General features: G+C 58.9%; 12 protein-coding genes and 1 pseudogene. All 13 read right to left on the bottom strand.

All coding sequences use genetic code 11. The features are described 5' to 3' along the window. Positions 1–307 (bottom strand): FAD-dependent oxidoreductase (locus tag J6497_RS39475; protein ID WP_225709555.1); only part of this gene is annotated, 307 nt, incomplete at its 3' end. Then, positions 307–1,317 (bottom strand): saccharopine dehydrogenase NADP-binding domain-containing protein, encoded by a 1,011-nt coding sequence (locus J6497_RS39470; protein ID WP_225709554.1) that lies wholly within the window; start codon positions 1,315–1,317, stop codon positions 307–309. The genes J6497_RS39470 and J6497_RS39475, both read right to left, overlap by 1 nt. Continuing rightward, complete coding sequence (locus J6497_RS39465) at positions 1,307–2,116, bottom strand: enoyl-CoA hydratase/isomerase family protein (protein WP_225709553.1); 810 nt, start codon at positions 2,114–2,116, stop codon at positions 1,307–1,309. The genes J6497_RS39470 and J6497_RS39465 overlap by 11 nt, the downstream gene beginning before the upstream one ends. A 9-nt stretch (positions 2,117–2,125) precedes the next feature. Then, entirely contained in the window at positions 2,126–3,703 is a 1,578-nt protein-coding gene (locus J6497_RS39460) for an AMP-binding protein (RefSeq protein WP_225709552.1), read from the bottom strand. Next, positions 3,700–4,458 (bottom strand): amino acid ABC transporter ATP-binding protein, encoded by a 759-nt coding sequence (locus tag J6497_RS39455; protein ID WP_225709551.1) that lies wholly within the window; start codon positions 4,456–4,458, stop codon positions 3,700–3,702. Before J6497_RS39455 ends, J6497_RS39460 begins: the two co-directional genes overlap by 4 nt. 94 nt (positions 4,459–4,552) lie before the next feature. Beyond that, on the bottom strand, positions 4,553–5,200 hold the full coding sequence (locus J6497_RS39450) for an amino acid ABC transporter permease (protein WP_225709550.1): 648 nt from the start codon (positions 5,198–5,200) through the stop codon (positions 4,553–4,555). Continuing rightward, a complete protein-coding gene (locus tag J6497_RS39445; protein ID WP_225709549.1) occupies positions 5,197–5,916 on the bottom strand; it encodes an amino acid ABC transporter permease in 720 nt (239 codons plus the stop codon). The genes J6497_RS39450 and J6497_RS39445 overlap by 4 nt, the downstream gene beginning before the upstream one ends. A gap of 12 nt (positions 5,917–5,928) precedes the next feature. Continuing rightward, positions 5,929–6,978 (bottom strand): transporter substrate-binding domain-containing protein, encoded by a 1,050-nt coding sequence (locus tag J6497_RS39440; protein ID WP_225709548.1) that lies wholly within the window; start codon positions 6,976–6,978, stop codon positions 5,929–5,931. A gap of 185 nt (positions 6,979–7,163) precedes the next feature. Then, positions 7,164–8,837: a flavin-containing monooxygenase gene (locus tag J6497_RS39435; protein ID WP_225709547.1), complete on the bottom strand. Its 1,674-nt coding sequence runs from the start codon at positions 8,835–8,837 to the stop codon at positions 7,164–7,166. Positions 8,838–8,930: 93 nt separating this feature from the next. After that, on the bottom strand, positions 8,931–9,467 hold the full coding sequence (locus J6497_RS39430; RefSeq protein ID WP_225709546.1) for a hypothetical protein: 537 nt from the start codon (positions 9,465–9,467) through the stop codon (positions 8,931–8,933). A gap of 47 nt (positions 9,468–9,514) precedes the next feature. Beyond that, positions 9,515–10,051, bottom strand: a complete 537-nt coding sequence (locus J6497_RS41445; protein ID WP_312010455.1) for an alpha-hydroxy acid oxidase — start codon at positions 10,049–10,051, stop codon at positions 9,515–9,517. A gap of 11 nt (positions 10,052–10,062) precedes the next feature. Beyond that, complete coding sequence (locus J6497_RS41440) at positions 10,063–10,671, bottom strand: alpha-hydroxy acid oxidase (RefSeq protein ID WP_283846031.1); 609 nt, start codon at positions 10,669–10,671, stop codon at positions 10,063–10,065. A gap of 105 nt (positions 10,672–10,776) precedes the next feature. Next, a pseudogene (locus tag J6497_RS39420) lies at positions 10,777–11,140 on the bottom strand (short-chain dehydrogenase); the annotation flags it as partial.

Genomic DNA, 11,140 nt, shown 5'->3' with positions numbered 1-11,140 from the left:
CCTTGTCCGGTCGAGTTGCCTTCCCGTATTGGAAGCCCCACGGCAAGAGCCGCGGGGCTGAGGCCCAATCAAGGGCGGCGGGTGAATTCACCTTCAAAACCGCGGCTGGAAGGTCGCCAATGCGATATTGGGCACTGAGGGGAAATGCGCTCGGGGCGATCACGCCTGCATTACCAAAGCTGCAGCCCTGCGCGACAGCTTGCTGGTCCAGCAGCATGATCTTCAGCCCGCGCTGTTGGAGAGCCAAGGCTGCAGTCACACCGACCACACCGGCACCCACGATAACGGCATCGATCTTGCCTGTCATTACCTCCGGTCCGGCTCCAGCGGAACCCCAATTCCCTTGCGCCTCGCATTGGCGATCGCGCGGGCGCCCAACGCAACGTCAAGAACGCCAATCCCCGCAAGGGAAAGGAGGATCTTTTCTACACCTTCGGGAAGATGAAGTTGGCCCGACATTACGTTGGCCACATTTCCAACGATTCGATTCCAGCCCGCCCCACCCTCGCGGAACTCGCTGCGGCGCATTTTCACACCGTCAGGATCGTCAACGACGATCCAGGCTTCAGAGATCAGTTCGATATCGACCTCTCGCCGTGAACCGAGCCAGCAAACAATCGCGTCGGCTTTAAGCCACGCTGCGCGAACAAGGTCGGTGTCTTCGGGAACGCCAGTGGCTGTGAAAACGATGTCAGCGTCGGCGACCGCCGCGCGAACGTCAGAAGTGGCGGACAAGGTCACGCCGCGCCGAAGAAAGGCGGCGACTTCGCAAGCGTGCCGCGCGGTTGACTCTTTCAGCGACGCCACGGCGATCCGATCGACTGCCTGTGTCGCGGCCAAGAATTTCACCAACGAGTGGCCAATGGCTCCGGCGCCAACCACAGCGGCCCGCTTTAGCGGACGTCTGCCGCACGCCGATGCAGCCGCGACCGCCATCGCGGCTGTTCGTTCCGACGTCAGCTGTGTGCCGTCCAACACGCCGTCGAGCAATCCGGTTTCTGCATTACATACCACGATCGTGGCCGGCACCCGTGGCAAGTTCCGCGAGGGGTTCTTGTCGGAGACTGTGAACCACTTGATGCCTGCCGCAGAACTTGAGAGCACGCACCCGGAAACGCTACCCATGTGGAGGTGGCCGCCATCAATATCCACTCCAAATCCCGATTTCGGGCCCTTGATCACTCGATCAGTGTTCAAGTCGCGCAGCGTCTTGCTTACGATGTCATAGACTTCTTCATCAGTCAGACAAGCTTGGACGCTCCGCGCGTCCAAATAAACTGGCGACGCTGCTGCCACTTTTTTGGGATCAGCTGGCATCGGCACCGGTCTTTCGCGCGTTGCGGCGCTCGAAGAATTGAGTGATCTCCTTTTGAGGAGCACCGGTGTCAAAAGCCTCGTTGTAGGCGGCAATAGCCATTTTCATGGCGTTCAGATAGCGCTCCTGATCGAACTGCCAATTCGCGACTTTGGAGAGCTTATAGGCCACGCGAGGTTGTTTCGAGAGACGCCGAGCGGCGCTCAATCCCGCGTCGAGCACTTTTGACTGTTCCACCACCTCGTGGATGAAGCCGAGTTGCTTTGCTTCATCGGCGTCCATAAGCCGAGCCTGCAGCGCGAGCTCTTTCGCCCGGCTGCCGATTCGCTCCCACATCAGCCAAGTGCCAAAGACACTCGGCAGGCCCGAGCTCACCTCCGTTTGGCCCACCCGCACTTTCGGATGAGCGACGACATAGTCGCAGAACTGCGTGACCTGGAAGCCCGACCCAGCTGCCACGCCGTTGAGTGCCGCAACGAGTGGTTTACTGAACTGGCGCACCGCGTCATAGCAGACCGTAAGGCGCACAAGCCGCGACGTAGTCTCCTCGCCATCCGGAAACTCCTCCATTTCGGCGAGATCCTGGCCGGAGCAGAAGGCCTTTTTTCCCGCACCTGTAAGGACGACCGCGTCGACATTCCCATCGCTATCTGCGGCGCGTAGCCTGCGCGTGAGTTCATCGCGCAGGGCTTGTGTCCAGGAGTTGTAGCTCTCTTGCCTGTTGATCGTGAGCACCAAGACCCGATCATGCATTTCCGAGAGCAGATCCTCGGGACTATGGGCAAACTTCTTGTCTTTCATCATGTACTCCTAAACGGTTCGCTTCGGCTTGAGACCGGCTTTCTCGGCGTCCCATGCGTTCTCAAGATTGGCAGCGATCTCCTTCTTCAAGATCCGTTGCGTCGGCCCGCGGGGGAATTCATTGACGAACTGGATGAAGCGCGGGACTTGGTAATAGGCAAGCTGCTCGGCGCAAAACCCGATGATCCCAACCGGATCAGCTCTTGCCCCGTCGCGCAGCTTGATCACCGCCAGAATCTCCTGGTCGTGATCCCCCAACCCGGAATCGACTCCGATCATTGCCGAGTCCTCGACGTCGGGCGCCGCGTTGAGCACGCGTTCGACTTCCCAGGCCGAGACGTTTTGGCCGCGGCGGCGCATCGCGTCCTTTTTCCTACCCTTAAAGTAAAAGTTGCCCGCCTGGTCGACCATTCCCAGATCGCCAGTGTAAACGCATCGATCTCGCAAGACTTCCGCGGTCTTCTCCGGTGCGCCCCAATAGCAGGTCATCGCCACACTCGGGCTTTTCGGCTTCAATACGATTTCTCCGACAACTCCCGGGCCGACGGCTTTGCCTTGATGGTCGGCCATCGAGCTATCGAACTCCTCGACTGGAGTGCCGATCGAGCCGACCACGCCGTGCAAATTCATGTGCGTGTAGTTTTGCGCCTCGGTGAGCCCGTATCCTTCGCGTACCATGAGCTCGAACCGGTCCTCAAACCTGCGCCAGCTATCCGCGGGACAAGACGAGCCCCACGCGATCGAGATGGAATTATTCCGCCCGGCATCAACCGGCGGCTGCGCCAGGATGATGTTCACGAGTCCGCCCACGTAGTGGAATTTCGTTGCACCAGCCTCCGCGATCTGATCCCACAGGCGCGAGGCGCTGAACCGCTCCACAATGTGAATGCGGGGCCCCTTGTGCAAAGCCATCAGCGCTATTGGCCATGCGTTGCCATTGCACATCGGCTCCCATAGGAGGATCGTGTCGTCCCTTTGGGCATCGGAGAGGATGGCCGCATTTTTCGTGGCCACCCAGTAAAACCGCTCCGATAGGACAGCGCCTTTCGGTGCGCCGGTTGTCCCCGACGTGTAGCTGATGACGATGGCATCATCGAGAGATCGCTGTGCCGCGATGGTCACTGCGCGGCTTGTGCGGAGAAGCACATTCAAATGGAACTCGTCCGCGCCATCGACACCATCTTCGAACCACACCACCGAGGGCGGAGTAGCGAGTGCGGGCAGAGCCCGGCGGATCGCATCGGCATGAACGCGATTGGCTACCAGCACGCGCGGTCTGCTGCTATTGAGCTGCAGCTCAATTCCGGCGGACTTCAAGTGAGGGTTGAAGAAGACCACGGTCGCGCCGATCCAGGAGATCGCCAGAAACAGCTCGATGTGCTCAACAGACTGCCCGAGCATGAGACCAACCCGGTCGCCTGGTTTTGCGCCAGCTTGCCTCAGTGCGCCGGCCATCTCCTGCACGCCGGCGAGGAGCTGTTCGCACGTGGTTTGTTGTCCACGGAACGAACAGAAGACTCGTTTGCCGCTGTCCTTTGCACGAGCCTGCAGGAGCTCAGAAACGATACGCATGGACTGAAGGCTCAATGGTTCAGCACGCGTTGCAGAAATGCGCGCGTGCGCTCGGATTCAGGGTTGCTGAAGATCTTGTCCGGCGGGCCCTGCTCGATGATGCGCCCCGCGTCGAAGACGGCGATGCGATCGGAGATTTCGCGTGCGAAACGCATCTCGTGCGTGACGATCAGCAGTGACACCTTGGCCTCATGCGCAATATTTCGCACCACATCGAGAACCTCTCCAGCGAGCTCAGGGTCCAGCGCCGAGGTGATTTCGTCGAGCAGGAGGATCTCAGGTTTCAGGATAAGCGCCCGCGCGATTGCGATGCGCTGCTGCTGACCGCCCGAAAGCTGCGCAGGGTAGGCATGCACCTTGCTCTCGAGGCCCACCATCCGAAGGTATTCGAGCGCGCTCTTCTCAGCCTGCTCTCTTGACTGCCGTAACACCGTCGTTGGTGCCAGGATCAGGTTCTGCAGCACGGTCAGATGCGGAAACAGGTTGAACTGCTGGAACACCATGCCGCACCGGCGGCGGATCCTCGCCTCCTGCGAGATCGAGAGCGGTTTGCCCGCAGCATCGAACACGATGCTCTCGCCAAAAACCCGGATATCGCCGCCGGTGGGCTTCTCCAAGGTCATCGCTAGGCGCAGTACAGTCGTCTTGCCTGAACCGCTCGGACCGATCAGCGCGACCTTTTCGCCGGGCTTCACTTGCAGGTCGAGATCGACCAGCACGCGATGAGCACCGAAGGATTTGGATACTTTTTCGAATTCGATAGCCCACATGGCCTGTTGCGAATTGGGAGCGGATGCATGCGCCTCACTCGAGGTTGAGGCGGGCGCGGAGGCGAAGGATCCTGCTTGGCTAAATTCCATGCTGCTAGACATGCTTGTCCTTGAATCTCGAAAGGAGGTAGAGGAACGGCAAATTCATGCCGATATAGATGACGCCCGCTACGGTGAAGGGTTCGAGGTAGCGGAAGTTTTCGTAGCCGACCACGTTGGCTTCGCCCATCAGCACCGGCACGCCGATCGCAAAAAGCACTGCGGTTTCTCTGAACATACCGAGCACGTAGTTCAGCAGAGCGGGAATGGACCGCTTGATCATCAACGGAACGAGCACGCGTTGCCATGTAATAAACGAGCTTAGATGGAGTGCCACACACGCGTCGCGCAGCTCGGATGGAATCGTGATCAGGCTGCCTCGATAAACTTCCGAGCAGTACGCCGCATAGACGACGCCCAGCACGACAATGCCAATGGGGATTGCGGGAAGTGTAACCCCCGCTTCCGGAAGCACATAGAAGGCGAAGTAAAGCAGCACGAGGGTCGGCACGCCCCGGAAGAGTTCGAGCCAGAAACGCACGAAGGACCGTCCGAGCGTGGTACTTACACTCTCCAGGATCGCAAGCAGCAGCCCCCCAATCAGCGCAATTGCCGAACTCGCGATCGTCACCAGGATAGTATACCAGACGCCGTCCATGAGCTGCGGCAGGATCTTTACAACAAAGCTCCAATCCCAGGTCATTGGGCGGCTCCCGCAGTGGCACCCATTTGGGGTGCGGCCTCAGTCGATACGCGCGCCGCTCGCAACGCACGATTCAGCGGCAGCACTTGTTCGATTGCGCGAAAGGCAGCGCCGCAAAGAACGGTCAGGATCCAGTACAGGCCGGCAAGCAGGCAATACACAGCTACGGTGTTATAGGTTTGGCCGCGAATGTAGTTACCGACATAGAGCACATCCTGCACCCCGATGAAGCTCACGATTGCCGTCCACTTGACCATGCTCCTGGCCAGGCTGCCAAAACCCGGCACGATCTGCGAGAGCGCCTGTGGCAGAACCACCCTCCTGAAACTCTGTAGTTTGCTCAGGCCAAGTGCATGACACGCATCAGTTTGACCGCGATGCACAGCTTCAATGCCAGCTCGGACGATCTCGGCCCCGTACGCGGCTCCATCAAGTGCCAGAACGAGGATTGCCGCCGCGAGGGGGCTCAGACGGGGCATCCCGGGCAGCAACGGCAGCGCATAGAACACCCAGAACAGGAGAACGAGAGCCGAGGGAGCCCGAAGGAATTCGATGACGAGCATCGCCGTCATCCGTATTGCTGTCGTCTCCGACAGTCTCAGCGCGCCAAGGATCAGCGCGCCGAGCGCAGCACCGGGGATGATACATAACGCTACCCAGACAGTGACCCACAAGCCCTGCGCGAGTACCGGCCAGTACTCCAAAATGGCCTTCACTACAGTTGCTCCTTACTCGCAGCTTGGTTCGACGTCGTTTGCCTTTGTAATCTTGGCGAGGAGCTTAGCGAGCGCATCCCCGTTCGGGATCCCGTATTTCTCATAAAGTTTCTGGATCGTGCCGCTTCTGATCAATGGGACGAGCTGCTCGTTGAACGCATCGCGGAAACGTACGTCTTCCTTCCGGAATACCGCAGCCGACGCAATCACGGGCGACTGTTCGTCGACGACGACTTCGAGGCCCACCTTCTTTGGAATGGGGATACTGAATTGACCGAGGAAAAAAGCGTCAACACGGCCGCCGGTGACCATCGCGGCGCCAGCTTGAATGTCAGTGACGACGGAGATTTGTTCAGGCTTGACCCCCTGCTTCAGCGCGTAGCCCTGATAGCCATCGAGGCCCGGCGTTGCTGCAACCTTAATATCGGGGCGGCGCGCGACATCTGCGAGACTCGTCAGATGCTTCGGATTGCCGGGAAGCACATAGAGACCGGTCTGAGCTGCGTAATAGGGCGCCGAAAATACCACCAGCTTACAGCGAACTTCCGTGATGTTGACGCCAGCGCCAACGTAATCGAATTGGCCAGCCTGCAAACCAGGGATCAGCGATTCCCACCCCGTGAGCCTCGGCGTAAGCGCCGGCAGGCCCATGCCTTTGAGTACCATGTTCTGCAGGTCAACAGAGGAACCCGTCGCCTCTCCGTTCGGCGACACGTTCATGTACGGAGGTAGCGATGCTAGCGCCACACTGATTTTCCCGGTTTTGCGGACCGAGGCAAGCAGAGGGCTCTCGTCTTGCGCGAACGCTGGAAACGAATAGCCGGTCAAGGTAAGTAAAAGGACTAGCAACGAAAATTTTCGTGTTGCACGCATGACGTCCCCTCCTGTCAAAATCAATTTTGATTGATAAATTTGTCGCACTGAGCCCTCCAAGTGCGCCAATACCAATTTTGGCGATATTGATACCAGAACGGAATTGATGTTCTCCTCAAGGATTCCCTGCGCAGGCGAACTCTTCACGAAATAGTTCGACGCAGTAGCGCGCTCGAAGTTCGTTGCCAACCGGCTGGTCTGGTCCGGGCTACAAGGCCGGCGCGTCGATCCCGCAGCTCGACAGGCCAGCGATGGCCCCATTGACGGCTACGTAAACTTGCCCGCACGGCGCAGAGGCCACGACAAGCTCATCCGCCGGGACCTCTATTGAGTGGCGGCGGATACGTCAGGGGCGCCTTTTTGCCCGACAGCGCTCAAGAAACCGCAACCGGTTTGGGAGCCCTTGCTGCCGTCATCTCGAATCCATCATAGCCCTTGGCAGCGACCTCATTGCATATCTTTCGATAGGCGGCGACGCCGCCGATATACGGCATGAAAATCCGCGGCTTGCCCGGAACATTGGCGCCCAAGTACCAGGAATCCGCTTGCGGAAAGAGCGTCCCGTTCGCCAATTCGTTGACATGGGCGACCCATTTGTCCTCGGCCTGCTTATCCGCATCTATCACATCGAGCCCGCGCTCGCGCATGTAGTTGAGACAGTCGGCTATCCAATCGACATGTTGCTCGATCGATACGATCATGTTGGATAGCACCGAGGGGCTGCCCGGGCCCGTAATGACAAAGAGATTAGGAAAGCCTGCAATCATCAGACCGAGGTAGGATTTTGGTCCTTCCGCCCATTTCCGGTTTAGCGTGAGACCTGCCCTTCCCCGAATCTCGATCTTGGCGAGCGAGCCGGTCATCGCGTCGAAGCCGGTGGCCAGGACCAACGCATCCAGCTGAAAACTCTTCGCCTGCGTACGCAGGCCGTCAGACAGAATCTCCTGGATTGGATCCGACCGAATATCGACCAGTGTGATATTGGGCCTGTTGAATGTTGTAAAATAATCGGTATCGACGCAGATTCGTTTGGTGCCGATCGGGTGGGTATTCGGCTGCAGCAGCTTCGCGGTTTCCTCGTCCTTGACAATCTCGGCGATTTTTTTGCGCACGAAATCGGCGGCAGTGTCGTTGGCCGCCTTGTTCACGTACAGATCGCTATAGGCCGATGATAGGAACGTAGTGCCGCCGTGCGCCCACCGTGCCTCATATTTCGCGCGCCGTACGTTGTCGTCGTCTTCAAACGCACCCCGCTCGGCTACCTCTCCATAAAGGCCACTCCGCGACAGCTCGCGCATAAAACGCCTCACTTCCGAATATTTGGCGCGGAAAGGCTGGCGATCCTGATCCGTCAGTGGTGCGTTGCGCGCGGGAATCGAAAAATTCGCAGTACGCTGAAACACCGTGAGGTGTTTCGCCCGCTCGGCGATCATGGGCACGACCTGGATGCCCGAGGAGCCCGTGCCGATCACGCCAACGCGCAAGCCCTTGAAATCCACAGGTTCGTGCGGCCAATTGCCGGTGTGATAGACTGGGCCACTGAAGCCATGCAGGCCCTGGATATCCGGCACCCGCGCGTTGGACAGACACCCAGTGGCCAGTACAACAAATCGGGCGGTTACGATTCTGCCGTCGGAAGTCGTAACCGACCAGCTACCCGCCTCCTCGTCGAACACGCAAGCTACGATGTGGGTATTGAGCTCGATATCCGGTCTTAGATTGAAACGGTCGGCAACATGGTTGGCGTATTGCAAAATCTCGGGCTGGGATGCGTAGCGTTCGCTCCAGTCCCACTCTCGCTGCAGCTCCTCGGAGAACGAGTAGGAATATTGCATGCTCTCCACATCGCAGCGCGCACCTGGATAGCGGTTCCAATACCAGGTGCCGCCAACGCCGGCGCCCTTCTCGAAGACGCGCACTTTCAAGCCGAGTGCGCGCAGCCGATATAGCATGTACAGCCCGGCAAAGCCGGCACCGACCACGAGGACGTCGTAGCTATTGCGGACCGCGGTTCGGCCTTGTTGCGAAATCGCTTGCGCGGTGGACATCGATATCGTTCCCTCGATTGTTCTGGTTGAGCGGAGAGCATTCCCTCTGCAGGACTGCAAGACGGCGTTTTCTGTGGTCCTCTTCGCTCGCAGCTAAACGTGAGGCCGCTGGCCCAGGTGAAGTTGGCGAGCATCTGAGTATTGATGTCTTCGTTGAGAATCCCGCACCTCTCGTGGCAAGTAAGGGCAGGCAGGCCCATTAAGCACCAGCTCATGCAGGTCGATCGAAGAACCGAGCGCCTCTCCGCTGGGGAACGCGATCACGTAAAGCGGTATTGACGCTGGCGCCAATCTGCCTACGCCGTTGCAGATGGACGCAATGAGAAGGCTTTTATCTTGCGCAAAGGTTGGAAACAAGCAGCCGGTCAATGCCAAGAGCACCAGCAAAGGGAGCTTTGCTGTCGCACGCATAAGTTTCCTCGCGTCCAGTAAATTGATCAATTTATTGCATAGTGGGTGAATCGCCTCTGTCGAGGCCAATACCAATTTCGAAAAGACCAATACCAGATTGGAATTTATTAGGGATTCCTCGATCAATTGCAGGAAATCGGAAGGCACGCTGGGTGTTGCTGAACAGATCCGCATTGCGCCCACCGACAGGCAAGGTGCGTTGGGCCAGCCGGGCAACATGCCGTGGCAATCCTGGAGCGCGCAGCCTCCAGCTCGGCTTTCGCGGCTCAACGGATACGATCGGGCAACTGGAGGAGAGTCCGGTCTAGTTCGCGGATGTCCTTGCAACCGCTCTGGGCCATTGCAGTGTCGAGCTCACGCCGCAAAATCCCGATCATTCGGCTGGCGCCCGACATTCCGCCAACGGCAGTGCCGTAGAGCAGGCTTCGACCAAGCATGATGGCCTTCGCTCCCACTGCAAGGAGCTTGAGGATATCGCTGCCTCGCTGAACGCCGCTGTCGGCAAACACCGTGATCTGCTGGCCAACCGTATCAACGATCTCCGCCAACACCTCGATCGGCGCCACGGCGCTGTCAAGATTGCGTCCACCGTGATTTGAAACAACAATACCGTCGGCGCCCAATCTGGTCGCGAGGATCGCATCCTCCACGCGAAGGATACCCTTTAGGACGAGGTTGCCTTTCCAGAGATCGCGCAGCCGATGCATGTGCTCCCAGCCAAGGTTCGGCGCGTAACTGAGAGCCTTGCCCTCGCCCAGGATGCTGCTGCGATATGGGGCGGGGTAATTCGCGAACGCGGGCACTTGCCCGGCTGTCAGATAGCGGGAAAGACACTGAGCGCCCAGCGCGGATGCAGAGCCACATCGCATACATTGCGCGCGGAAAATCGGAAAGGCATCCCAAAGCCATTGCGGGTGTTGTATTCCCGGTTGGCAGCGACGGAGCCGCTATCAACCGTGACGACCAATGTCCGCACGCCGCTATCCCATGCCCGCTGGATCAGGTCTCTCGTGAGCTCTTCCTTTTCCCATAGATAGAGCTGAAGCCAGATCGGGCCTTTGCTTGCAGCCGCGATCTCTTCTATAGCGGTAATTGCCTCGGTTGCCGCACAGAACGGCATCCCGTTCGCGCAGGCTGCTCTGGCAAGTTCGATTTCTCCTTGATACCGCACAAGTCCTGCAAAGGCGGTCGGGGCAACGATCATCGGCGTATCGTAGGCTTGGCCGAAGAGCGAGACGGCCTGGTTACGAACGCCGCCAGCGGTCAGCACCCGCGGCTTGATCCGCACTGCGTCCAGAGCATGGCGGTTCCAGCGGAGCGCATTCTCGTCCTCGGTGCCTCTATCGATGTATTCGAAGATGCCGTGCGGCAGCCGGCGCTTGGCCAACTGCCGAACCTCTGCATAGTTGAGGAAGTCGTTCATCTAGCTCGACTCCACCGTCGCTGCGTGGCGAGATCATAATCATTGGTTTTTGACTTGGCGCCCTCATCTTTCTGGTTCCGACTTGTCAGCGCGCGCTTTGCTGTCTCACTCCAGCCGCCAGCCGACCTTTTCGGCGAAGCTCTTGTAGAACTCCGGCGTGTAGGCGTTCTGCGGATCTCGCCGCACGCGTTCGTCGAGCTCTTGGGCATCTTCGCCAACCAGGATGCGCCATTTCCCTGCCTTGACGCCATCGAGGATGATCTTTGCGGCCTGTGCAGCCGAGGTCGGCGCGTTCTCCACAAATTGGCGGGCACGTTCGGCAGCCAGATCTTGAAGCTCCTGATCCGACATGTTGTCCACCTCGACCCCGAGCTTTCGCAGGCGCGCAATCTCGTCGTTGCTCAAGCGGTCACTACCGGTTTGCACTCTCCGGGAGTTTGAGACGATCGATGTTCCGACCATGCCGGGC

It is taken from the genome of Bradyrhizobium cenepequi (assembly GCF_020329485.1).
Classification (GTDB): domain Bacteria; phylum Pseudomonadota; class Alphaproteobacteria; order Rhizobiales; family Xanthobacteraceae; genus Bradyrhizobium; species Bradyrhizobium cenepequi.
The sequence above is the reverse complement of the archived record's forward strand: the minus strand, read 5'-3'. Positions and strand labels throughout refer to the sequence as shown.